This is a genomic window from Ensifer sp. 4252, from assembly GCF_050434565.1.
In the GTDB taxonomy this organism is placed as follows: Bacteria; Pseudomonadota; Alphaproteobacteria; order Rhizobiales; family Rhizobiaceae; genus Ensifer.
Map to the genome: position 1 here is coordinate 297187 of NZ_JBNDIU010000001.1, position 24289 is coordinate 321475.

The 24289-nt window shown below is 60.6% G+C and carries 22 protein-coding genes; 6 read left to right on the forward strand and 16 right to left on the reverse strand.

Annotation, left to right across the window (positions count from 1 at the left end):
- The first annotated feature begins 4 nt into the window (after nucleotides 1-4).
- The 4 genes from ABIE33_RS01505 (at nucleotide 5) to ABIE33_RS01520 (ending at nucleotide 3822) form a co-directional block, all read left to right on the forward strand.
- Complete coding sequence (locus ABIE33_RS01505; protein WP_429120509.1) at nucleotides 5-277, forward strand: DUF3572 domain-containing protein; 273 nt, start codon at nucleotides 5-7, stop codon at nucleotides 275-277.
- A complete protein-coding gene (locus ABIE33_RS01510) occupies nucleotides 274-921 on the forward strand; it encodes a hypothetical protein (RefSeq protein ID WP_429123023.1) in 648 nt (215 codons plus the stop codon). The genes ABIE33_RS01505 and ABIE33_RS01510 overlap by 4 nt, the downstream gene beginning before the upstream one ends.
- 162 nt (nucleotides 922-1083) lie before the next feature.
- A complete protein-coding gene (locus ABIE33_RS01515; protein WP_429120512.1) occupies nucleotides 1084-2376 on the forward strand; it encodes a DNA polymerase IV in 1293 nt (430 codons plus the stop codon).
- Between the two features lie 207 nt (nucleotides 2377-2583).
- A complete protein-coding gene (locus ABIE33_RS01520) occupies nucleotides 2584-3822 on the forward strand; it encodes a L,D-transpeptidase family protein (RefSeq protein WP_429120515.1) in 1239 nt (412 codons plus the stop codon).
- A gap of 97 nt (nucleotides 3823-3919) precedes the next feature.
- Here ABIE33_RS01520 and dnaE read toward each other — a convergent pair whose 3' ends face one another.
- Nucleotides 3920-7417, reverse strand: a complete 3498-nt coding sequence (dnaE, locus tag ABIE33_RS01525; RefSeq protein ID WP_429120518.1) for a DNA polymerase III subunit alpha — start codon at nucleotides 7415-7417, stop codon at nucleotides 3920-3922.
- A 241-nt stretch (nucleotides 7418-7658) separates the two neighbouring features.
- Nucleotides 7659-7865, reverse strand: a complete 207-nt coding sequence (locus ABIE33_RS01530; RefSeq protein ID WP_429120521.1) for a hypothetical protein — start codon at nucleotides 7863-7865, stop codon at nucleotides 7659-7661.
- Here ABIE33_RS01530 and ABIE33_RS01535 point away from each other — a divergent pair.
- Both ABIE33_RS01535 and ABIE33_RS01540 read left to right on the forward strand, forming a co-directional pair.
- Entirely contained in the window at nucleotides 7864-8436 is a 573-nt protein-coding gene (locus ABIE33_RS01535; protein ID WP_429120524.1) for a hypothetical protein, read from the forward strand. The genes ABIE33_RS01530 and ABIE33_RS01535 overlap by 2 nt on opposite strands.
- Before the next feature lie 80 nt (nucleotides 8437-8516).
- A complete protein-coding gene (locus ABIE33_RS01540) occupies nucleotides 8517-8984 on the forward strand; it encodes a DUF5680 domain-containing protein (protein WP_429120526.1) in 468 nt (155 codons plus the stop codon).
- A 64-nt stretch (nucleotides 8985-9048) separates the two neighbouring features.
- Here ABIE33_RS01540 and ABIE33_RS01545 read toward each other — a convergent pair whose 3' ends face one another.
- From ABIE33_RS01545 to nuoH, 14 genes are all read right to left on the reverse strand, one after another.
- On the reverse strand, nucleotides 9049-9735 hold the full coding sequence (locus ABIE33_RS01545) for an ABC transporter ATP-binding protein (RefSeq protein ID WP_429120528.1): 687 nt from the start codon (nucleotides 9733-9735) through the stop codon (nucleotides 9049-9051).
- 16 nt (nucleotides 9736-9751) lie between these two features.
- Nucleotides 9752-11062 carry a lipoprotein-releasing ABC transporter permease subunit gene (locus ABIE33_RS01550; protein WP_429120531.1) on the reverse strand — a complete coding sequence of 437 codons (1311 nt, stop codon included), beginning with the start codon at nucleotides 11060-11062 and terminating at the stop codon, nucleotides 9752-9754.
- A gap of 20 nt (nucleotides 11063-11082) precedes the next feature.
- Nucleotides 11083-12411: a proline--tRNA ligase gene (gene proS / locus ABIE33_RS01555; protein ID WP_429120534.1), complete on the reverse strand. Its 1329-nt coding sequence runs from the start codon at nucleotides 12409-12411 to the stop codon at nucleotides 11083-11085.
- 781 nt (nucleotides 12412-13192) lie between these two features.
- The gene (locus tag ABIE33_RS01560; RefSeq protein ID WP_025426599.1) at nucleotides 13193-13462 is read right to left on the reverse strand and encodes a DUF1467 family protein; all 270 of its coding nucleotides are present in this window, start codon (nucleotides 13460-13462) and stop codon (nucleotides 13193-13195) included.
- A gap of 129 nt (nucleotides 13463-13591) precedes the next feature.
- Complete coding sequence (gene mce, locus ABIE33_RS01565) at nucleotides 13592-13996, reverse strand: methylmalonyl-CoA epimerase (RefSeq protein WP_429120538.1); 405 nt, start codon at nucleotides 13994-13996, stop codon at nucleotides 13592-13594.
- Between the two features lie 168 nt (nucleotides 13997-14164).
- Nucleotides 14165-15832: a ribonuclease J gene (locus tag ABIE33_RS01570; protein WP_429120541.1), complete on the reverse strand. Its 1668-nt coding sequence runs from the start codon at nucleotides 15830-15832 to the stop codon at nucleotides 14165-14167.
- A gap of 23 nt (nucleotides 15833-15855) precedes the next feature.
- Nucleotides 15856-16623: a biotin--[acetyl-CoA-carboxylase] ligase gene (locus ABIE33_RS01575; protein WP_429120544.1), complete on the reverse strand. Its 768-nt coding sequence runs from the start codon at nucleotides 16621-16623 to the stop codon at nucleotides 15856-15858.
- Nucleotides 16620-18065, reverse strand: coding sequence for an NADH-quinone oxidoreductase subunit NuoN (gene nuoN, locus ABIE33_RS01580; RefSeq protein WP_429120547.1), 1446 nt, complete (start codon nucleotides 18063-18065; stop codon nucleotides 16620-16622). The genes ABIE33_RS01575 and nuoN overlap by 4 nt, the downstream gene beginning before the upstream one ends.
- Nucleotides 18066-18083: 18 nt before the next feature.
- On the reverse strand, nucleotides 18084-19595 hold the full coding sequence (locus tag ABIE33_RS01585) for an NADH-quinone oxidoreductase subunit M (RefSeq protein WP_429120550.1): 1512 nt from the start codon (nucleotides 19593-19595) through the stop codon (nucleotides 18084-18086).
- Entirely contained in the window at nucleotides 19595-21589 is a 1995-nt protein-coding gene (gene nuoL, locus ABIE33_RS01590) for an NADH-quinone oxidoreductase subunit L (RefSeq protein ID WP_429120553.1), read from the reverse strand. Before nuoL ends, ABIE33_RS01585 begins: the two co-directional genes overlap by 1 nt.
- 7 nt (nucleotides 21590-21596) lie before the next feature.
- Nucleotides 21597-21905 (reverse strand): NADH-quinone oxidoreductase subunit NuoK, encoded by a 309-nt coding sequence (gene nuoK / locus ABIE33_RS01595; RefSeq protein ID WP_025426592.1) that lies wholly within the window; start codon nucleotides 21903-21905, stop codon nucleotides 21597-21599.
- Nucleotides 21906-21933: 28 nt separating this feature from the next.
- A complete protein-coding gene (locus ABIE33_RS01600; protein WP_429120556.1) occupies nucleotides 21934-22548 on the reverse strand; it encodes an NADH-quinone oxidoreductase subunit J in 615 nt (204 codons plus the stop codon).
- Between the two features lie 136 nt (nucleotides 22549-22684).
- Nucleotides 22685-23176 carry an NADH-quinone oxidoreductase subunit NuoI gene (nuoI, locus tag ABIE33_RS01605; RefSeq protein WP_025426590.1) on the reverse strand — a complete coding sequence of 164 codons (492 nt, stop codon included), beginning with the start codon at nucleotides 23174-23176 and terminating at the stop codon, nucleotides 22685-22687.
- A 64-nt stretch (nucleotides 23177-23240) separates the two neighbouring features.
- Entirely contained in the window at nucleotides 23241-24284 is a 1044-nt protein-coding gene (nuoH, locus tag ABIE33_RS01610) for an NADH-quinone oxidoreductase subunit NuoH (RefSeq protein ID WP_025426589.1), read from the reverse strand.
- Nucleotides 24285-24289: the final 5 nt, after the last annotated feature.

Below are 24289 nucleotides of genomic sequence, written 5' to 3' on the forward strand. Positions count from 1 at the left end.
GACATTGAAGAGCGCCGACGAAATCGCCATCGACATCCTCGCCTGGCTTGCCGGCGAGCCGGACCTGCTGTCCCGATTTCTGGCGCTGACCGGCACGGACCCGTCCTCCCTGCGCAATGCGATCGGCGAGCCGGGCTTCATGGGTGGGCTCGTCGCCTTTCTCATGGACCATGAACCGACGCTGATCGCCTTCTGCGAGGCGACGGGGACAGCCCCGCAGGATGTCGCGCGTGCGCATGAGAAACTTTCCGGCGCCGCCGACCTGCAGGACAGCTGAGCGTGAGCAACACCGTCTTCGACGATGAAATCCGCCTCGGCGACCGCCCGCTTGTCGTCAGCGACATCGACGAAGTCGTGCTCGAATTCCTCAGCCCCTTCCGGGCTTTTCTCGAAAGCCGCGACCATGTCCTGCTGCCGCGTTCGTTTCGGCTGACCGGCAACATCATCCATCGCGCAACGGAACACACGGCCAGCGAGGCGGACGTCAAGGAATTGCTCGAAACATTCTACGCCACGCAGGATCGCTGGCAGACCCCGGCTGTCGGCGTTGTCGAAACCCTGCGCGACCTGTCGACCCAGGCTGACATCGTCTTTCTGACAGCCATGCCGCCGCGCCATGCGGCCGCGCGGCGTGCCCTGCTGAACCGGCTGGATCTTCCCTATCCGCTGCTCGCTTCGGAAGACCCCAAAGGGCCGATCGTAAAGCGACTGCATGCCGGCCGGGCCCTTCCCGTTGTTTTCATCGACGACCTCGCGCGCAACCTGCAATCGGTGCAGGCGCACGCGCCGACCTGCCTGCTGATCAATCTGATGGCCAACGCCGAGTTCCGGGCGCTCGCGCCCGCGCCGGACACTTGCGTTCACATTGCCGCGGACTGGGTCGACGCTGCGAATGCCATTCGCGCGCATTTCCAGCGATAGCGGCAGCCGGACCAGCAGATCGAGAGCCGCAAGACGACGCACGAAATCCGGCCAGCGGCTTGGCGTCGGCAACCTGACATGCAAGGCAATTTCCAACGCGGCCTCCCTTGAGACTCGCTAGCGTAGAGCGTAAAGTCGCAATGTTCAACATTTGTTCCAGATATGCTCGACAGCGGTTCTCAAACTCCAGGCTTCTGCCGTGACTGCCTCAGGGAACAGACCGCGACCGCGCGACGCTGCCTTGCCTACGGCAGTCCCCGTCTCTTGCGTCATGCAGAACTTTACGACCTGACCCTCGCCCATATCGATTGTGATGCGTTTTACGCCTCGGTCGAGAAGCGGGACAATCCGGAGCTTGCCGACAAGCCGGTGATTATCGGCGGCGGCAAGCGCGGCGTGGTTTCCACGGCCTGCTACATCGCCCGCATCCACGGCGTGCGCTCGGCCATGCCGATGTTCAAGGCGCTCGAAGCCTGTCCGCAGGCAGTCGTCATCAAGCCCAATATGGAAAAATACGTTCGCGTCGGCCGCGAGGTCCGCATGCTGATGCAGGAGCTGACACCCCTGGTGCAACCGCTCTCCATCGACGAGGCGTTCCTGGAACTGAGCGGCACGCAGAGACTGCACCACGATCCTCCCGCCCGCACGCTCGCCCGCTTTGCCCGCCGTGTCGAACAGGAGATCGGGATTACGGTCTCTGTGGGCCTCTCATACTGCAAGTTCCTCGCCAAGGTTGCCTCCGATCTGCAGAAGCCTCGTGGCTTCTCGGTGATCGGCCAGGCCGAGGCGCTCGAATTCCTGAGAGAAAGGCCAGTGACCTTGATCTGGGGCGTGGGGAAGGCGTTCGCCGCCACGCTGGAGCGCGATGGCATTCGCACGATCGGTCAGCTTCAGATGATGGAGGAAGCCGACCTCATGCGCCGTTACGGCACCATGGGCCAGAGGCTCTACCGCCTGTCGCGCGGCCTGGACGAAAGAACGGTCGAGATCGACGGCGAGGCAAAAAGCGTGTCGTCCGAAACGACATTCAACGACGATCTCGCCCGCTACGACGATCTCGTCATGCACTTGCGCCGACTGAGCGAACAGGTCGCACATCGCCTGCGCAAATCCGAACTCGCTGGCCAGACGGTTGTCTTGAAACTGAAGACTGCCGACTTCAAGACCAGGACCCGCAACCGCCGCCTCGACAGTCCGACGCGGCTCGCAGACCGCATCTTTCGCACCGGGCTGCAGCTTCTGGAGAACGAAGTCGACGGCACGAAGTACCGGCTGATCGGCATCGGCGTCAGCGATCTTTCCAGCCCGGATCTCGCAGATCCCCCCGATCTGGTCGATCCAGCTGCAACCCGTCGCGCCGCCGCCGAGCACGCCATCAACAAGCTGCGCGACAAGTTCGGCAAGGCAAGCGTCGAAACCGGCTACACATTCGGCAGCCGAAAGCGCGATCACTAGTGCGTTATCGGCGGCGGCTTGACGTTTCCTACTGCATGTTTCCTTAAATCGCATTCGATTTAAGGATAAAAACATGCAGTAATTCAAAGTGCTACAGCGACCTTTGCGCGTCTCACAAGACGCGCGGCGCTGTAGGTCCGACCCGGACGAATTCCTTAAATATTTCAGCCTAAGCTCATCGGCCAGTTTACGTGTTGGGATGAGTGTATGGTATCGCGTTTCGCTCTCACGGCCAGCGTCGTCGTCTTCTTGTTTTCGCCTGCAGCCGGCTTTGCCGGCAGCAACGCGCCGCTGCAGATCATCGTCTCGAAGAACCAGCAATCCCTCGTCGTCTACGACGGCGACGCGGTAATCGCGACGTCGGCGGTTTCTACGGGGAAGGCCGGCCATTCCACGCCGACGGGTATCTTCTCGATCCTTGAAAAACGGCGTCATCACAAATCCAACATCTATTCGAACGCGCCGATGCCCTTCATGCAGCGGCTGACCTGGTCAGGCATTGCGCTGCATGGCTCCAATCACGTACCGGCCTATCCCGCCTCGCACGGTTGCGTGCGCCTGCCGAGCAAGTTTGCCGCCAGTCTCTTCAAGATGACGTCGCGCGGCGTGCATGTTCTGATTACGGACCGGCAGGTCAGCCCGACGGAAGTGTCGAGCGCCATGCTCTTTCAGCGCGAACCGGCGCCGGGCGAGAACCCTGCGCCGCTGTCGGATGTGCCCCTCCGCCCGGCGATCAGCCAGACCGAGACCATGCCGGTCGAAGTGGCGATGACCACGGGATCGACCACCACGTCAGTCATCAAAGCAGAAGACCGCGAGCCGATCCGCATGCTGATCACCCGGCGCGGCGAGCGCGATATCAGGCGTGAAGTCCAGTTGGCGCTGAACCAACTCGGCTATGTCGCAGGTGTACCAGATGGCCACATCGGCCCGGACACAGTCGCCGCCATCAGCGCGTTCCAGACCGCCGAGGGACAGACCGTGGACGGCAAGCTGACGTCGGAACTTGCCGGAGCCATCTTCAATAAGGCCGGCCGCGACACTCCCCCCAATGGGGTGATTCTTGTCCGTCAGGGTTTTAAGCCGATTTTCGAAGCCGGCGTCACGATCGAAAAGCCGGAGCAGGCGCTCGGCACGCATTTCCTGCAATTTCAGGAGATCAACGAGGGAAAGAGTGAAGGCAAGTGGTACGGCGTATCGCTCGAAAACCATCTGCCGGCATCGACGAAAAGGCGCCTTGGGATCACCGCCGACGCCGACGCATCCGCCTTCAATGCCATCCAGCGCACGCTTGGCCGTCTGGCGGTCTCCGACGATGTCCGCAAGCGGATCGGCGGGTTGCTTGCCGATGGTTCGTCGCTGTCGATCTCCGATATGGAAAGCGGACTTGAGACCGGCGACGGTACCGATTTCATCACCATCACCCGCGCATCACCACGGGGCTGACGCCCCGTGCACCAGACATGACGCCAAGGAAATGCAGCGACCGCGTCGGACGTGGCGTACCGTCATCGGCGCCGCCGCAAGCATTCATGGCGCGCGGTCAGACGAGTTCGACGTCAACCACCCCCGGGGCCGAGCGGAGCGCCGCTGCGATCTCCGGCGAAATCCGGAACTTCTCGTTGAGCTCGACTTCGATCTCGCGCTGGCCGTTATCCTTGATGACGATGAAGGAAACGAGGCCTTCGCCCCGCGCATTCAAATGGGCGGCGATCGACTTCAGCGGTCCGGAATCGCGGACATAGACGCGCAGCGCCTTCTGCATCTGCAGCGATTCTTCCTCGAGCGAGCGCAGGGTCTGGATGCGAAGACCGATGCCTTCCGGGCGTTCTTCGGCTTGAACCGTCATCACCAGCGATTTGCCGGGCTCCAGCAGGTCGCGATACTGGTGCAGCATTTCCGAAAACAGCACGGCCTCAAACTGGCCGGATGAATCGGAGAAGGCGATGATGCCCATCTTGTTGCCAGTCCGGGTCTTGCGCTCCTGTTTGGAGGTAACGGTGCCAGCAAGACGTCCCGCCGTTGCCCCCTTCTTCACTGCTCCGGCGAAGTCGCCGAAAGTCTGGACGCGCATCTTGGCGAGCAGTGGATTGTAAGTATCGAGCGGATGGGCCGAGAGATAGAAGCCCAGCACCTGAAACTCGCGGTGCAGTTTTTCCGAGGCGAGCCACGGCGTGTAGGCGGGAAGTGCTATCCGTTCCGGTCCGGTTGCAGCCCCTGCGCCGAACATATCGCTCTGTCCGCTCGTCTTGTTTTCCTGCGCACGCTGGGAAAAGCCGAGGATGCGATCGAGACCGCCGACCAGTTCGGCACGGTCATAGCCGAAGCAATCGAAGGCGCCGGCCGCGATCAGGCTTTCGAACACACGCCGGTTGAGCAGCTTCGGGTCGATCCTCAGGCAGAAGTCCTCAAGGCTTGCAAACTCGCGGTCACCGCGAACGGCAACGATGTGCTCGACCGCTGATTCGCCGACGCCCTTGATCGCTGCCAAGGAATAATAGATGCGCTTGTCGCCGGTCTGAAAGTGCCGGAAGGAGGACTGTACCGATGGCGCAATAACCTGGATGCCAAGACGCCCGGCATCCTGACGGAAGTCGTTGACCTTCTCCGTATTGGCCATGTCGAGCGTCATCGATGCGGCCAGGAACTCGACCGGATAATGCGCCTTCATATAGGCCGTCTGGTAGGAGACGATGGCGTAGGCGGCAGCGTGCGACTTGTTGAAGCCGTAGTTGGCGAACTTGGCGAGAAGGTCGAAGATCAGGTCGGCCTGCGGCTTCGACACCTCGTTCTTGACTGCGCCGTCGACGAAACGGGCGCGCTGCTTGTCCATCTCCTCCTTGATCTTCTTGCCCATGGCGCGACGCAGAAGGTCGGCTTCGCCGAGCGAATAGCCCGACAGGACCTGGGCGATCTGCATCACCTGTTCCTGGTAGACGATAACGCCCTGCGTTTCCTTGAGCAGATGGTCGATCTTCGGATGGATCGATTCGATCTCTTCTTCGCCGTGCTTGCGGGCGTTGTAGACCGGGATGTTCTCCATCGGGCCTGGGCGATAGAGCGCCACCAGCGCGATGATGTCTTCGATGCAGTCGGGCCGCATGCCGATCAGCGCCTTGCGCATGCCGGCACTTTCAACCTGGAACACGCCGACTGTCTCGCCGCGCGACAGCATCTCGTAGGTCTTCTCGTCGTCGAGCGGAATGCTGGCGAGATCGACCTCGATGCCGCGCACCTTGACGAAGTCGACCGCGACCTTCAGCACCGTCAGCGTCTTCAGGCCGAGGAAGTCGAACTTCACGAGACCAGCTTGTTCGACCCACTTCATGTTGAACTGGGTCACCGGCATGTCGGAACGCGGATCGCGATACATCGGCACGAGCTTCGACAGCGGCCGATCGCCGATCACGATGCCGGCCGCGTGGGTCGAGGCATGGCGATAAAGGCCTTCGATCTTCTGCGCGATGTCGAGAAGACGGGCGACGACCGGTTCCTTTTCCGCCTCTTCCTGCAGGCGCGGCTCTTCCTCGATCGCCTTTGACAGCGGCGTCGGATTGGCCGGGTTGTTGGGCACGAGTTTGCAGATCTTGTCGACCTGGCCGTAGGGCATTTCGAGCACACGACCGACGTCGCGCAATGCCGCACGCGCCTGGAGCGAACCGAACGTGATGATCTGGGCGACCTGCTCGCGGCCGTATTTCGCCTGGACGTAGCGAATGACTTCTTCGCGCCGGTCCTGGCAGAAGTCGATGTCGAAGTCGGGCATCGATACGCGTTCGGGATTGAGGAAGCGTTCGAACAGCAGCGAGAACCGCATGGGATCGACGTCGGTGATCGTCAGCGCATAGGCGACCAGCGAGCCTGCGCCGGAACCACGGCCTGGGCCAACGGGAATGTCGTGCTGCTTGGCCCACTTGATGAAGTCGGCAACGATCAGGAAGTAGCCGGGGAACTTCATGCGCTCGATGACGCTGAGTTCGAACGCCAACCGTTCGCGGTACTCCTCCTCGGTATAGCCGGGCGCGATGCCGAGCTTGCGCAAACGATCGTCAAGCCCCTCTTCCGCCTGCCGGCGCAATTCGCTGGACTCGGCGCGCTCGGCCTCCTCCGGATCGTCCGAGGCGCCGGTGAAGCGCGGCAGGATCGGCCCGCGCGTCTTCAGCATGAACGAGCAGCGCCGCGCGATCTCGATGGTGTTTTCGAGCGCTTCGGGCAGGTCGGCAAAAAGCGCCGCCATCTCCTTCCGGCTCTTGAGGTAGTGATCCGGTGTCAGCCTGAAGCGGCTGTCATCGGAAACCATGGCGTTATGGGCGACCGCCATCAGCGCGTCGTGCGCATCATAGTCGGATGGCGAGGGAAAGAACGCCTCGTTGGTTGCAACCAGAGGCACATCGAACTTGTACGCTAGGTCGATCATCCGGCTTTCATGTCGGCGATCAAAATTGCCGTGCCGTTGCAGCTCGATGTAGAGCCGATCGCCGAAGAGATCCTTGAGGGCTTCCAGGCGCGCTTCGGCCAAGGCCGCAGAGCCGGATTTCACTGCCATGTCTATCGGGCCGCCGCCGGCGCCTGAAAGCGCGATCAACCCGTCGGTGCCGGCCTCCATGAGCCACGACCGCGTGATCCTCGTGACCTGGCTGCCTTCGCCGCCGAGATAGGCGCGACTGACCAGATCGACCAGTCGCGTGTAACCGTCGTCGGTCGCGGCGATCAGGACGATGGCCGGCAGCTTGGCAAGTTGCTGGGCGTGGCCGCGACGTTCGCCGTCAGCCTCGTCTTCCATGTCGATCGACAACTGACAGCCGGTCAGCGGCTGCAGGCCGTCTTCGGCCGCCTTCTGGGAAAATTCAAGCGCTGCGAAAAGATTGTTGGTGTCGGCGATACCGATCGCCGGCTGGGCGTCGGCTACAGCCTTGCCGATTACCTTCTTAATAGGCAATGCGCCTTCGAGCAGCGAAAAAGCCGAGTGAACGCGCAGATGCACGAACTGCGGGTCTGCAGTCGTCTGATCATTCCGTTCCACGCTGCCCTGATTCGCCATTTCTACACCCTGATTCCTGTCAGGGTGTCAGGATATCCCGTTTATCACCCGCCATGTCCAGTTTTGCATCGTGGGCCGGCGTTCTTTTCACCGGTGCGGTGCCGGGATGGTATCAAGCGACCCCGCATCGGGGTCGCGCCGCATCTTAAATATGCCCTGGGATCAGAGCCCGAGAGCGATGAAGGCAACGCTGGCGACGAACAGGCCCATCGATGTGAAGGCGGCGAGGTCACGAACAAAATCAGTCATAACATGGCTCCTTTTCCGTTATGTTTTTCTTTTGTTCCATTTTTGTTCTCAAGTCAACCGCCGCCAAGCACAGCGCCCGCTTTCCACTGCGCATGGTTAACTGCGTCGACAATGACCGCTCCAGACCATTAAGCGAAACCTTGAGCGGTCCGTCCATCGCGCCTATGACTAAAGCAACCACACGGAGCACCAGCGACATGAATGCACGCCTGACCCTGCCTCTCGTTTTCCTGCTTCCTTCCCTCGCGTTTGCCGCTGAGGCAATCGATCCCGGTCGCATCGTTTCGGCCGCTACCGGCGACTGGGACAAAGACGGTGCAAACGATCTGGCGCTGCTGGTGAAACCTGGCGACGGGACGGACGAGGACAATGCCGTCTACATCTACCTCGCCGGCGAAGACGGCCCGCTAGCGCTCAAGTCAGCCATCCCGAACAAGGTCTGGGGCCAATACGGCCTAGTCGGCCAGGCGCCATCCATCACGGCGCTCCCCAATGGCTCGCTGCTGATTACCACCCACAACGATTCGGTCGGCCGCGACCGCTGGGAACAGAAACTCACCATCGCCTATCGCAATTTCGACTTCGTCGTCGCCGGTTATACCTACTCGTCTTACGACACGCTCGATCCCGGCAACACCTCGCACTGCGATCTGAATGTGCTGACCGGCAAGGGCAAGTCGAATGACAAGCCCGTTAGCGCCAAAGGCGCGCTTGTCCTTCTCAAGGACTGGACCGACGACCGCGGCCAGCACGCCTGCGGCATCTACTAACTGAGCCATTTGTTCCCGTTTTGTTCTTTACATCGACGGGTTATCGCGGCATGCTGCCAGGGAACAAACAGGGTGTTCTCATGGCCAGCATCGAGCAGCTCAAAGACTTCATCGTGGAAGCCAAATCGAAGACGTATGTCGGTGGCGGTGTAGCAAGCCCGTCATCGCGCGCGGGGTCGCGCGATATCGGCTACCAACGCGACCGGTGGCGGTATCTCGACAGTTACTTCGGTGGAACCGACTTCGCCGGACAGGAAACCGTCTGGTTCGAGGACGACACCCGCTGGGCCATGAATTATTTCGGCCGCGTCATTCGGCCTGATCTGATCGATGCGGAACGCGCCGGCGTCGTCATCAAGGCCGCGCTCGAAACCATGTATCGCGAGAAGCAGCACTTTCTCGGAGGAATGGAGTATCGGCACGCCTACGGCACATACATCGATAGCAGTCGTGGCGACACCGGGCACTTTTCCGGACGTGAGGTCATCTTTGTCGACGGCGACGAGGCCTACGAACTCGACTATCGAGGTGGCCTCTTTGTCCCGTAGGCCGAGAGCTCATGCGTCATTTGGGTATCGCCCGCATCATCGAAGACGGGCGCCTTTCTGAGCGTTATTTCAGCTCGACGACCTTGCCGTCCTCGATCGTCACCCGGCGGTCCATCAACGATGCCAGCTCATGATTGTGCGTGGCAATCAGGGCTGCAAGGCCCGACTGGCGGGCCAATGCCTCGAGTGCCTCGAACACATAGCCTGCGGTTTCGGGATCGAGGTTGCCGGTCGGCTCATCGGCCAGCAATACCAAGGGGGCATTGGCAACGGCGCGGGCGATCGCCACGCGCTGCTGTTCGCCGCCTGAGAGCTCCGTCGGGCGATGATCGGCGCGGTGGCCGATACGCATGTAATCAAGAAGCGCCCTTGCCCGTTCTGCGGCCTCAGCCTTGCCGAGCCCGGCGATCAACTGCGGCATCATGATGTTTTCGAGAGCGGTGAACTCAGGAAGCAGATGGTGGAACTGGTAGACGAAGCCGATCTCGTTGCGACGGATAGCGGTGCGCCTGTCGTCGTTGAGACCGTCGCAGGTCACGCCGTTGACCACGACCTTCCCCCCATCCGGGCGCTCCAGCAGGCCTGCAACGTGCAGAAGCGTCGACTTGCCGGTACCGGACGGCGCCACAAGCGCAACGGTCTCGCCGCTTTTCAGCGTGAAGTCCGCCCCCTTGAGGATCGAGAGAAAGGTGTCCCCCTGCCCGTAATTACGCTCGATGCCCGAAAGCTGCAGTGCCACGCGCGCATTCATTCAGATGATGTCCTTGTCATTCGTACCGCAGGGCCTGCACGGGATCGAGACGCGAGGCGCGCCATGCCGGAAAGATCGTGGCAAGGAACGACAGGCTGAGGGCCATGACGACAACGAGGATCGTCTCGTCGGCGTTCATATCTGCCGGCAGCTGGCTCAGGAAATAGAGTTCCGGGCTGAACAGCGTCGTGCCTGATATCCAGGAGAAGAATTGGCGAATGGACTCGATGTTCAGGCAGACGACCACGCCGAGCAGCACGCCGGCGACGGTTCCCGCCACGCCGATCGCAGCTCCGGTCATGAAGAAGATGCGCATGACGGACCCGGAGGTCGCCCCCATCGTGCGAAGGATGGCGATGTCGCTTCCCTTGTCCTTCACCAGCATGATCAGTCCGGAGATGATGTTCAGCGCCGCGACCAGAACGATCAGCGTCAGGATCATGAACATCACGTTGCGCTCGACTTCCAGCGCCGAGAAGAACGTCTTGTTGCGGTCGCGCCAGTCGGTAATGAAGATCTGCCGCTCTGCGGCATCCTCGACCGGCTTGCGCAATTCGTCGACCATATCGGGGTGTTCGACGAAGATCTCGATCTGCTGGGCCAAGCCTTCAGCGTTGAAATATAGCTGCGATTCCTCGAGCGGCATGAAGATGATCGACGCGTCGTATTCCGACATGCCTATCTCGAAGATCGCCGAGACCGTGTAGGCCTTGACCCGCGGGTTCATGCCCATCGGCGTCACGTCGCCGTTCGGCGATGTCAACGTAATGGTACCGCCCACCTGGATACCGAGCTGTTCGGCCATACGCGAGCCGATCGCCACACCGCTGCCGGAAGCGAAGCCGACGAGATCGCCGGATTGAATGTGATCGGAGACCGACTTCATCTTGCCGAGGTCGTCGGCGCGGATGCCACGCACCAGCGCACCGGTCGAGCTGTCGCCGACGCCCTGCGCCAGAACCTGGCCTTCGACCAGCGGGATCGCCATCGTCACACCCTTCACACCGGAAAAGCGCGTGGCGAGATCGGCATAGTTGTTGAGCGGGCCGTCGATCGGTTGCACGATCATGTGACCGTTGATGCCGAGGATGCGCGAGATGAGCTCGGTGCGAAAACCGTTCATCACCGCCATGACGATGATCAGCGTCGCGACGCCGAGCATGATGCCGATGAAGGAGAAGCCCGCGATCACCGAAATGAAGGCTTCCTTGCGCCGCGAACGCAGATAGCGCCAGGCGACCATGCGCTCAAAGGCGGAAAAGGGGCGGCTGGCGGACTTTGCGGACTGGCCAGCAGCCTGCACCTGATCTTCCGTCACGGCGGTCATCCTGCCTCCCCTTGCCTCACTTACTTCGTCGCGATCAGCTTGTTGAGGGCCGCCTCGACAGTCATGGTCTCGCGCTCACCGGTCTTGCGATCCTTGAGCTCGACTTCGCCGTTGGCGATCGAACGCGGCCCGACGATGATCTGGACCGGTACGCCGATGAGATCGGCAGACGCGAACTTGGCGCCGGCGCGGTCGTCCGTATCGTCGAGCAGAGCGTCGAATCCTGCAGCGCCGAGCTTCGAGTAGAGCGTCTCGCAGGCTGCGTCGCAAGCTGCATCGCCCGCTTTCATGTTGATGATCACACCATCGAACGGCGAGATCGACTTCGGCCAGATGATGCCGTTATCGTCATGCGACGCCTCTATGATCGCGGGAACCAGCCGCGTCGGGCCAATGCCGTAGGAGCCCATATGGACCGCGTGTTCCTTGCCATCAGGGCCGAGAACCTTCGCGCCCATCGCCTCGGAATACTTGGTACCGAAGTAGAAGATGTGGCCGACTTCGATGCCGCGTGCCGACAGACGATCGCCTTCGGCGACTTCGTTGAAGGCAGATTCGTCGTGCATCTCGGAGGTGGCGGCGTAGCGCGACGTCCACTTGTCGAAGATCGTCTTCAGACCAGCGACATCATCGAAATTGGTGTCTTCGCCGGGAATGTCGAAGCCGAGGAAGTCCTTGTGGCAGAAGACTTCGGATTCGCCGGTTTCGGCAAGAATGATGAATTCATGGCTGAGATTGCCGCCGATCGGTCCGGTGTCGGCACGCATCGGAATGGCACGCAGCCCCATGCGCGAGAAGGTGCGCAGGTAAGCAGCGAACATCTTGTTATAGGCGTGCTCGGCACCTTCACGATCAAGATCGAAGGAATAGGCGTCCTTCATCAGGAACTCGCGTGAGCGCATGGTGCCGAAGCGCGGACGGATCTCGTCGCGGAACTTCAACTGGATATGGTAGAGATTGAGCGGCAGATTGCGATAGGACTTCACGTAGGAACGGAAGACGTCCGTGATCATTTCCTCATTGGTCGGACCATAGAGCATCGGCCGGTCCTGGCGGTCCTTGATGCGCAGCATTTCCTTACCGTAGGCATCATAACGACCGCTTTCCTGCCAAAGTTCGGCGGACTGCAGCGTCGGCATCAGCAGCTCATTCGCGCCGGCACGGTTCTGCTCTTCGCGAACGATCGCATTGACCTTGTCGAGAACCCGCTTTCCAAGTGGCAACCAGGTATAGATCCCCGAGGACTGCTGCCGGATCATGCCCGTCCGGAGCATAAGACGGTGGGAAACGATTTCCGCTTCCTTCGGATTTTCCTTCAAGATGGGCATGAAAAAGCGGGACAGGCGCATGACGGGTTCCAGAACTTGATGAACGTCGCACTATCGACGGATTCGGGCGAAATGACGTTGAGCTCAGGCACGCCGGTCTCACCGAAAACAGGCAAAGGCGACCATTGCTTCTTGGGGTCGGCTCTCAAATTTCCGTCACCGACAAATCGGCAGGAACCTTTCCGAGCCCTGCGTTCATAGCCGCTTCGCGCCCGGATGAAAACCCTGCTTGCGCCGGGAACAGCACAGAGCGGATCAAGAGATTCGAAGGAGAGGCCGCAAGCCGAAAGCTGCGTCAAAAGAGCACGCTAGTAACAGGATTGCGACGATGCTTGTCAACGGAGAAATTTTATCCAACTGTAGCAAAAATGCAAAAAAACAGAGTGACATCGCCCAATGTTTGGGCTAATTTCGGCTCACAAAACAGGCATGAAGTCTAAATTCTTGCCGATTTTCGCGGTCAAGTCTTGGGAGGATAAGATCTTAGGCGCGCTTCGTCGCTGCCGCCGGAAACGGATTAAAGATCACGCGATACTTGAAAAACAAGGCTTTCAGCCTTGTTTTTTTTTGCCTTTCGCCAAGCCAGCCCCCAGCGAAGCACTCGCACTTTCCTGAACTATGTCGATTTCGGGGCGGTCAATCGTAGGATTGCCCGGGTTTCGCGCGACGAGCCGTTCGAGAGGCCTCTACGGACCTGTGCGGCCCGAAAATTGGCAATACTTGACTGGGGATTGTTGGCAAGCAGACATCAGCGCTCGATACCCGCACGCGCTGGGCGCCCATACGCTGCCCCGCGACCGGCTCAATAGAACTTCGGGTAGAAGCGCGGAATGCTGTCGATGCCGTAACCGAGCCGCACCGATACAATGTACCAGGCAAGCTGGATGACCGCCGCGATCGCCGTCGTCAGCAGAATGACGCGCTTGGCACGGAACCGCGCCGGTGCGCTTTCGACGGTCCCGGGCACGACCTCGTTTTCCTCCGCCTGCGTGCGCACGCCAAGCGGCAGCACCGCAAACAGCGTCAGCCACCAGATAATGAAGTAGATGGCAAAGGTTGAAAAAAGCGGCATTTCCGGCTCCTGATGAAGACCTGTTCGCGAACCGGCTACCGGCCTTCAACGGAACGATCCTCGCGACATTCTGGCCTGCTTATAACGCCACGGGCGCGATCACACAAACCGGCATCACGCGATCAACTGTCACACCTGTTCAAGCTCGATCAACGTGCCTTGAAAATCCTTCGGGTGCAGAAAGAGCACCGGCTTGCCATGGGCGCCGATCTTCGGCTCGCCGTCACCGAGGACACGTGCGCCGGACGCCTTCAATGTGTCACGGACAGCAATGATGTCCTCGACCTCGTAGCAAATGTGATGCATGCCGCCGGACGGGTTCTTGGCAAGGAACGCTGCAATCGGCGAAGCATCGCCGAGTGGCTCCAGCAGTTCGACCTTGGTGTTGGGAAGCGTCACGAAAACGACAGTGACACCGTGCTCGGGCAAGGCTTGCGGCTCGGTGACGGCAGCACCGAGCGTCGCCCGGTAGCTCTCCGTCGCGGATGCCAGATCCGGCACGGCGATTGCCACATGGTTCACACGTCCGAGCATTGCGATCCTCCAACCCTACTGCATGTTTCCTTAAATCGTATTCGATTTAAGGAAACATGCAGTAATTCAAAGTGCTACAGCGACCTTTGCGCGTCTAACAAGACGCGCGGCGCTGTAGTGCCAATATCGAGCCCCCGGACGTCTACAAGGCCGGGGGCTCGAAGAAAATCAGACTTTGGTGACGAAGACGGTCACCACGGGCTTCTTGCCCCAGATCTGGTTGACGGTGCTGCGCACCGCGCGGCGCACCGCCTCCTGCAGCATGGCCAGATCCTTGCGCTTGGCGCGCGGGATGCTCTCCACAGCACCGAGGACGGCGTCATAGAGCGTGTCTTCCATGTCCTCGCCCTCGTCGTCGAACTCGGGCAAGCCGATGGCCACGAGGTCCGGGTCGCCGAGGAAATCGTAGCGATTGTCGAGCACGACGTTGACGGAGACATGTCCGGCAAAGGAGAGCTTGCGCCGTTCGCCGATGCCCATTTCCTCGAAGTCGCCGATCAGCGAGCCATCCTTGTAGATCCGGCCATGCGGCGCGGTATCGATGACTTCGGCCGGGCCTGGCGCCAGCCGCAGCATATCGCCGTTGCGAAGCCGCGGGACGCTGCCGATACCCGACTGCAGGCCAAGCTCGGCATGCGCCGTCAGGTGCGCGGCCTCGCCATGCACCGGAACGAGGATCTGCGGACGGACCCACTGGTACATCTGCTGCAGTTCGCTGCGGCGCGGGTGACCCGACACATGCACCAGCGCTTCACTGTCGGTGATGATGTGAATGCCCTGCTCGATCAGGCCGTTCTTGATGTCGTTGATCGCCTTCTCGTTGCCGGGAATGGTGCGCGACGAAAACACCACCGTGTCGCCGGCGGAGAATGCGACGTTGCGCATCTCGTCGCGGGCGATCTTGGCAAGTGCGGCGCGCGGTTCGCCCTGGCTGCCGGTCAGGATCACCACGACCTTGTCGCGCGGCACATAACCGAACTCGTCTTCGGCGAGGAAAGGCTTGATGCCTTCCATCAGGCCGAGATCGCGGGCCACGGACACGACGCGCTTCATCGAACTGCCGAGAAGCAGCACGTCCCGGCCCGCTTCTTCCGCAGCTTCCGCGATCGAGCGAATACGCCCGACATTGGAGGAGAAGGTGGTGATCGCCACGCGACCCTCCGCCTTGGAGATGATCTGCGTCAGGCTTGCCGAAACTTCCTGCTCCGATGGCGAGACGCCGTCGCGAAGCGCATTGGTCGAATCGCAGACCAGCGCCAGCACGCCCTCGTCACCGATCTTGCGGAAGCGCTGCTCGTCGGTGAGCGGCCCGAGCGACGGCTGAAGATCGATCTTCCAGTCGCCGGTATGAACGACCGCGCCAAGCGGCGTGCGGATGATCAGCGACATCGGCTCCGGGATCGAGTGGTTAACGCCGACCGCCTCAATTTCGAACGGGCCGACATTGATGCGGTCGCCCTGCTTGAAGATCGTTATCGGGATTTCGCCGCGGCTCTTTTCGAAGTCCCGCTTGGCCTCCAGCATGCCCGCCGTAAACGGCGAGGCGTAAACCGGCACATTCAGCCCCGGCCAGAGATCGTTGAGGCCGCCATAGTGATCCTCGTGGGCATGGGTGATGATGATACCCTTGAGATTGCGGCGCTCTTCCGCCAGGAAGCTGATATCGGCCAGAACCAGATCCACCCCCGGAAGTTCGGGCCCCGGGAAGGTGACGCCGCAATCGACCATTATCCACTGTCGATGACCGGGTTTGCCATAGCCGTAGAGGCCGAGGTTCATTCCGATTTCACCGACGCCGCCGAGCGGCAAGAACACCAGTTCTTCTTCTTGCGCCATGTTTTGATGCGCCCTTGTTTTGATTATCCGAAAAATACGTCGCCGGCGGCGATCGTCTGCATCGTGTTCGAGCCCGTATCGAGCATCAACCGGCCGTCCCGATCAATACCGGCAAAGCGGCCGGAAAGCGACCGATCCGGCAGGTTCACCGTAATGGTCTCGCCGATGCCGCGCGCTGCCGCCCGCCATTGGTCTATGATGTGTGCCACACCCCTGCCGCGGTCCCAAACGGATAGCGTTTCGGCCATGGTCAGGAACAGGTGGGCAAACAGTTCGTCCGGCGATACCGACGCCCCTTCGTTGCGAAGTGAAGTCACCGGGTAGAGCGCCTCGTCGGGCATGACGGCAATGTTGATGCCGCAGCCGATGACCAGTGCGCGACGGCCGTCTGCAAGGCTCTCGCCTTCAAGCAGGATGCCGCAGGTCTTTTTGCCGTCTATGAGGATATCGTTCGGCCATTTGATCTCGACCGGAGCGCCGGCAAGCGGCATCACCTGACGGATGGCCCTGTGAACCGCCACGGCGACGGCCAGCGGCAGCGAGTGCAGCAGTTCGACCGGAGCCGGCTCGATCAACAGGAGCGAAGCATAGAGATTGCCGGGCTCTGAAAACCAGGCCCGGCCGCGTCGGCCGCGTCCGCCTGTCTGGCGGGCGGCGGTGATCCAGAGATTTCCCCTGTCTCCCTCGCGCGCCCGCTCAAGGCATTCGCTGTTGGTGGAACCGACCTCATTGAGAGCGACGTGCCGGAAATCGTCGAGCGAAACCCGGCCGCCGCCTTGAAGGCCGATCAAAAGAAGGTCCGAGCCGCGACCTCAGCGGCTTCGCCGAGCGGACCACCGATCAGGACGTATCCAAGCACGAACAGGCCCGAGAGACCGAAGACCAGGCGAAGCTCGCCGGCCGTGCGGGCAAACTCGCCCTTGGCATCGTCGAACCACATCACCTTGATGACGCGCAGGTAGTAGTAGGCGCCGACGACCGATGCGAGCACGCCGATGATGGCAAGTGCATAAAGATGCGCTTCGATGGCCGCCATGAACACGAAGTACTTCCCGAAGAAGCCTGCCATCGGCGGAATGCCGGCGAGCGAGAACATCAGGATGGTGAGGACCGTGGCCATGAAGGGGTTGGTCTGCGACAGGCCTGCGAGATCGTCGACGCTTTCGACGTTCTCGCCGTCCTTGCGGCGCATGGCGAGGATGCAGGCAAAGGTGCCGAGCGTCATGACCATGTAGATGAGCATGTAGAGCAGAACGCCGCGAACGCCCGCCATCGAGCCGGCAGCAAGACCGACAAGAGCGTAGCCCATGTGGCCGATCGAGGAATAGGCCATCAGCCGCTTGATGTTCTTCTGGCCGATCGCAGCGAAGGCGCCGAGCAGCATCGAAGCGATAGAGATGAAGACGACGATCTGCTGCCACTGGACAACGACCGGCTCGAACGCGTTGATGACGATGCGAACGAAGATGGCCATGGCGGCAACCTTCGGAGCAGCGGCAAAGAATGCGGTGACCGGCGTCGGCGCACCTTCATAGACGTCAGGTGTCCACATATGGAACGGCACGGCAGAGATCTTGAAAGCGAGACCGGCAAGAATGAAGACCAGGCCGAAGATAAGGCCGAGCGACGGCGTGCCAGTTGTCGTCAGCGCAGCGGCAATCTCGTCAAAGCCGGTGTGGCCGGTGAAGCCGTAGACCAGCGACATGCCATACAGCAGCATGCCCGAGGAGAGCGCGCCGAGGACGAAGTACTTCAGGCCGGCTTCCGTCGAGCGGATGCTGTCGCGGTTGATGGCGGCTACGACGTAGAGCGCCAGCGACTGCAATTCCAGCGACAGGTACAGCGACATCAGGTCGTTGGCCGAGATCATCAGGAGCATGCCAAGCGTTGCGAGCACCAGCAGCACCGGGAACTCGAAACGATCGATCTGCGCGGAACGGGCATGGCCCACCGTCATCACCATGGCGGTGATCGAACCAATCAGAGCCAGCACCTTCATGAACTTGGCGAAGGGATCGGACAGGAAGGCGCCGCCATAAGCTTCGCCCTCGCCCGTCTTCAGGACGAGCCAGAGACCGGCGATGATGAGCAGGGCAACAGCTAGGCCGGTGACGGTCGAGGCCGACTTTTCACCGGCGAACACGCCGATCATCAGGAGCGCCATCGCGCCGACCGCGAGGATCAACTCGGGGATCGAGAGCTGCAGGCTAGCGAGGAGGGTTTCAGCAGTCATGTCCAATACGTCCTGTGGTCATTGCACCGAAAGCGCAACGTTTTGCGCTGCCTGCAGGGCTGCGGAGTAGTTGTTGACGAGCAGATCCACGGAGGCTGCGGTCGCATCGAAGATCGGCGCCGGATAGACACCGAAGAAGATCGTCAGGATCACCAGCGGATAGAGGATCGCCTTCTCACGAGCCGAAAGATCGAGCAGAGCCTTCAGGCTTTCCTTTTCCAGCGCGCCGAAGATCACTCGGCGATAGAGCCAAAGCGCGTAGGCAGCCGAGAGAATAACGCCGCTCGTTGCAAAGAACGCGACCCAGGTGTTGACGCGGAAGACGCCGACGAGGGTCAGCACTTCGCCGACGAAACCGGATGTACCGGGAAGACCGACGTTGGCCATGGTGAAAACCATGAAGGCGACGGCATATTTCGGCATGTTGTTGACGAGGCCGCCGTAGGCCGAGATCTCGCGGGTATGCAGACGGTCATAGACGACGCCGACGCAAAGGAAGAGCGCGCCGGAGACAATGCCGTGCGACAGCATCTGGAAAATCGCGCCCTGAACACCCTGCGTGTTGGCCGCGAATATACCCATGGTCACGTAGCCCATGTGTGCGACGGACGAATAGGCGATCAGTTTCTTGATGTCGGACTGCATCATCGCCACGAGCGAGGTGTAGATGATTGCGATCACCGACAGCGTGAAGACGAAGGGCGCAAAGTAGTCGGACGCCAGCGGGAACATCGGCAGCGAGAAGCGCACGAAACCGTAGCCGCCGAGCTTCAGGAGGATAGCAGCCAGGATGACCGAACCCGCCGTCGGCGCCTGAACGTGCGCGTCGGGAAGCCAGGTGTGCACCGGCCACATCGGCATCTTCACCGCGAACGACGCGAAGAAGGCAAGCCATAACCACGTCTGCATCTCACGCGGGAAGTTATAGGCCAGCAGTTCCGTGATGTCGGTCGTACCGGCCTGCCAGTACATCGCCATGATGGCGAGCAGCATCAGAACCGAGCCGAGCAGCGTGTAGAGGAAGAACTTGTAGCTCGCATAGACGCGGTCCTTGCCGCCCCAAACGCCGATGATGAGGAACATCGGGATAAGGCCGGCTTCGAAGAACACGTAGAACAGCACGATGTCGAGCGACACGAACACGCCGATCATGAACGTTTCCAGGATCAGGAACGCGATCATGTATTCCTTCAGCCGCTTTTCGACCGACTGCCAGCTTGCAAGCACGCAGAACGGCATCAGGAAAGCAGAGAGAACGACGAAGAGTACGGAAATGCCGTCGACGCCGAGATGGTAGGAGATCCCGGTGCCGAGCCATTCGTGCTTCTCGGTCATCTGGAAGCCCGGGTTCGAGCTATCGAACTGGTACCAGATGTAGACCGACACGGCGAAGGTGAAGATCGTCGTCAGCAGCGATACGTTCAGGATGTTGCGGCGGCCGTAGGCGCTGTCTTCTCTTGTCAGCAAGAGAAGCAGGACGCCGACGAGCGGCATGAAGGTGACCGCGGAAAGTACGGGCCAATCGGTCATCAGAAGGAACTCCCGAGCATCATCCATGTAACGAGCGCTGCGATGCCGATCAGCATGGCAAACGCGTAGTGATAGAGGTAACCGGTCTGCAGCCGGACAACACGATCGGTGACATCAAGCACGCGTGCCGCAATCCCGTTCGGACCGAGGCCGTCGATGACCCGGCCGTCGCCTTCCTTCCACAGGAAGACGCCGAGGCGCTTGGCCGAGCGTACGAACAGGAAGTCGTACAGTTCGTCGAAGTACCACTTGTTGAGCAGGAACTGGTAGAGGCCGCGATGCTGCTCTGCCAGGTACTTCGGCACCTCCGGCCTACGGATATACATGTACCAGGCCGTGAAGAGACCGAGCGCCATGGCGCAGAACGGGCTCCACTTAACCCACAGCGGAACATGGTGGTATTCCTCGAGGATTTCGTTCTCGGCGGACGTGAACAGCGCGCCCTGCCAGAATTCAGCATAGTGGTGGCCGAAGAAGTAGTCGTGGAACAGGAAGCCTGCCACCAGTGCGCCTGCACCCAGGATGTAGAGCGGCACCAGCATGACCTGGGGCGATTCATGGACGTGATGCATGACATCCGAGGACGCGCGCGGCTTGCCGTGGAAGGTCATGAAGGTCAGACGCCAGGAATAGAAGCTCGTGAACAGTGCGGCAATGACCAGCAGCGCGAAGGCGAAGCCCGAGATGACGCTGTGCGAAGCGAACGTCGATTCGATGATGGCATCCTTCGAGAAGAAGCCGGCGGTGCCGATGACGGTGCCGGGGATGCCGACGCCGGTCAGCGCGATCGTGCCGATGAACATCATCCAGTAGGTGATCGGAATGTGCTTACGCAGACCACCCATGTAACGCATGTCCTGTTCGCCATCGACGGCGTGGATGACCGAGCCTGCACCTAAGAACAACAGCGCCTTGAAGAAGGCGTGCGTGAACAGGTGGAAGATGGCAGCACCATATGCGCCGACGCCGAGTGCCACGAACATGTAGCCGAGCTGCGAACAGGTCGAATAGGCGATGACGCGCTTGATGTCGTTCTGGACCAGGCCGACGGTCGCGGCAAAGAACGCCGTGATCGCGCCGATCAGCGTGACGACGGTCAACGCGTTCGGCGACAGTTCAAACAGCGGCGACATGCGGGCGACGAGGAAGACGCCGGCGGTGACCATGGTTGCGGCGTGAATGAGGGCCGAAACCGGGGTCGGGCCTTCCATCGCGTCCGGAAGCCAGGTGTGCAGCAGGAACTGCGCCGACTTGCCCATCGCGCCCATGAAGAGCAACAGGCAGGCAGCGGTGATCGCATCAGCCTTGTCGAGGTGCATGCCGAACAGCGTGACGACCGCCTCCCCTGCTGCGGCACCTTCGGCCGGCAGGTAGGTCTGGGCTGCAGCAAAGATCGTTTCGAAACTGACCGAACCGAACAGCACGAAGACGAGGAAGATGCCAAGCGAGAAACCGAAGTCGCCAACGCGGTTGACGATGAACGCCTTCATCGCGGCGGCGTTCGCCGACGGCTTCTTATACCAGAAGCCGATCAGCAGGTAGGATGCGAGACCCACGCCTTCCCAGCCGAAGAACATCTGCAGCAGGTTGTCCGACGTGATCAGCATCAACATCGCAAAGGTGAACAGCGACAGATAGGCGAAGAAGCGCGGACGATGCGGATCGTGGTGCATGTAGCCGATCGAATAGACATGCACGAGCGTCGACACCGTGTTGACGACCACGAACATGACTGCTGTCAGCGTATCGACCCGGAACGCCCATTCGACATCGAAGCTGCCGGACTGGATCCAGCGCAGCACCGACACCTTGATCAGTTCCTGCTCGCCCATCGCGACGTCGAAGAAGACGTACCACGACAATGCGGCGGCGATGATCATCAGTCCGCAGGTGACGTATTCAGAAGCCTTGGCGCCGATCGAAGTGCCGAAAAGGCCGGCGACCAGAAAGCCGATCAAAGGCAGGAAAACGATAGCCTTGATGATGGTATCCATAGCCCAATCAGCCCTTCATCATGTTGACGTCTTCAACAGCGATCGAGCCGCGGTTGCGGTAGAAGACGACGAGAATTGCAAGCCCGATAGCGGCTTCCGCGGCCGCGACGGTCAGAATGAACAGAGCGAAGACCTGGCCGGTGATGTCGTTCAGGAACGACGAGAAGGCGACCATGTTGATGTTGACCGCAAGCAGGATCAGTTCGACCGACATCAGGATGACGATGACGTTCTTCCGGTTCAGGAAGATGCCGAAGACACCAAGCGTGAACAGGATGGCGCTGACGGTGAGATAGTGGGAAATTCCGATTTCCATTTTTTAGTTCCTCGACCTCGCGTCCGAATTAAATGCCCTGCCCGGGCTTGACCGTGACCACCTCGACGGCGGTCTCGGGCGTGCGGGCAACCTGCTGCGGAATGCTCTGGCGCTTGATGTTCGTGCGATGGCGCAGCGTGAGGACGATGGCGCCGATCATGGCAACCAGCAGCACGAGGCCCGCGATCTGGAAGAAGTAGACATAGTGGGTGTAGAGCACGTCGCCGAGCGCGGCCGTGTTCGTGCGATCGGCAACCGCCGGGATCGGCATCGAGATCCCCTTGGCGATCTCCGGCGAGAAGGTCGCGCCGCCGACAACGATAATGAGCTCGGCAGCCAGGATCAGACCGATCAGCGCACCGACCGGAGCGTATTCAAGCACACCTGCGCGCAGTTCCGCAAAGTCGATGTCGAGCATCATGACGACGAACAGGAAGAGCACCGCCACCGCGCCGACATAGACCACGAGCAGGATCATCGCCAGGAACTCGGCGCCAGCCAGCAGGAACAGGCCTGCCGAATTGAAGAAGGTCAGGATCAGGAACAGCACCGAATAAACGGGGTTCCTGGCCGCAATGACCATAAATGCCGATGCCACCGCGATGAAGGCAAAGAGATAGAAAAAAAGAACCTGCAGACCCATGATCGGTGCCTTTTTCGTCTTGCACGGCGTGAGGCTCTTGCAGCCCCACTCCACTGGCAAAGCCGGACGCTTGTCCGGCCTTTGCCCCAAACTGTTTCACATGTGCCGCCTTGAAGGGCGGCACCACGCTCTGGTCTCAGCGATAGGGCGAGTCCATTGCGATGTTGCGTGCGATTTCCCGTTCCCAACGGTCGCCATTGGCGAGGAGCTTGTCCTTGTCGTAGTACAGCTCTTCACGCGTCTCGGTGGCGAATTCGAAGTTCGGGCCCTCGACGATGGCATCGACCGGACAGGCTTCCTGGCAGAAACCGCAATAGATGCACTTCACCATGTCGATGTCGTAGCGCACCGTGCGGCGGGTGCCGTCGTTGCGGCGTGGGCCGGCCTCGATGGTGATGGCCTGGGCAGGACAGATGGCCTCGCAGAGCTTGCAGGCGATGCAGCGCTCTTCGCCGTTCGGATAACGGCGCAGGGCGTGCTCGCCGCGGAAGCGCGGGCTGACCGGACCCTTTTCGAAGGGATAGTTCAACGTCGCCTTCGGCTTAAAGAAGTAGCGCATCGACAGAAAGAACGCGCCGACGAATTCCTTGAGGAACAGCGAGCTGACGGCTTGCGAAAGACCGGCCATCATTTACCTCCAGACTTGCCGGCCTGGGAGCGGCCAGCGGTATGCAACCGAGCGAAAGCCAACATCATGCGGCTCCCGTCAGCTTGAGAACGAATGCAGTGATCACGACCATTGCGAGAGAGATCGGCAGGAAGACCTTCCAGCCGAGACGCATCAGCTGGTCGTAGCGATAACGCGGAACGAAAGCCTTCACCATCGCGAACATGAAGAACACGAAGGATGCCTTGAGGACGAACCAGATGATGCCCGGGACCCAGTTCAGGAACCAGACGTCGACCGGAGGCAGCCAGCCGCCAAGGAAGAGAATGGTCGTCAGCGCGCACATCAGGCAGATGGCGGCGTATTCGCCGAGCATGAACATCATGTAAGGCGTGGAGCCGTATTCGACCATGAAGCCGGCGACGAGTTCCGATTCCGCTTCCGGCAGATCGAAGGGCGGGCGGTTGGTCTCGGCCAGCGCCGAAATGAAGAACACGATGAACATCGGGAACAGCGCCAGCCAGTGCCAGTCGAGGAAGGACGCCGGCAGGCCCAAGTTCGTGCCGATGCCATTGCTCTGCGCATTGACGATGTCGGTCAGATTCAGCGAGCCGACGCACAGGAGGACGGTGACGATGACGAAGCCGATCGAGACTTCGTAGGACACCATCTGCGCAGCGGAACGAAGCGCGCCGAGGAAGGGGTATTTCGAGTTCGACGCCCAGCCGCCCATGATGATGCCATAAACTTCAAGAGAAGATATGGCGAACACGAAGAGGATGCCGACGTTGATGTTCGCGATCACCCAGCCGGCATTGAGCGGGATCACCGCCCAGGCGGCGAGCGCCAGCGTCACGGAGACGAGCGGTGCCAGCAGGAAGATTGCCTTGTTGGCGCCAGCCGGAATCACCGGCTCCTTGAAGACAAACTTCAAAAGGTCGGCGAAGGACTGGAAAAGACCCCATGGGCCTACCACATTCGGACCACGGCGAAGCTGGACAGCCGCCCAGATCTTGCGGTCGGCCAAAAGAACGTAGGCGATGAAAAGCAGCAGCGCGACCAGCAGCAGCAGCGACTGGGCGACCATAATGATCGCAGGCCAGACATAGGTCGAAACGAAAGCGTCCATGATAC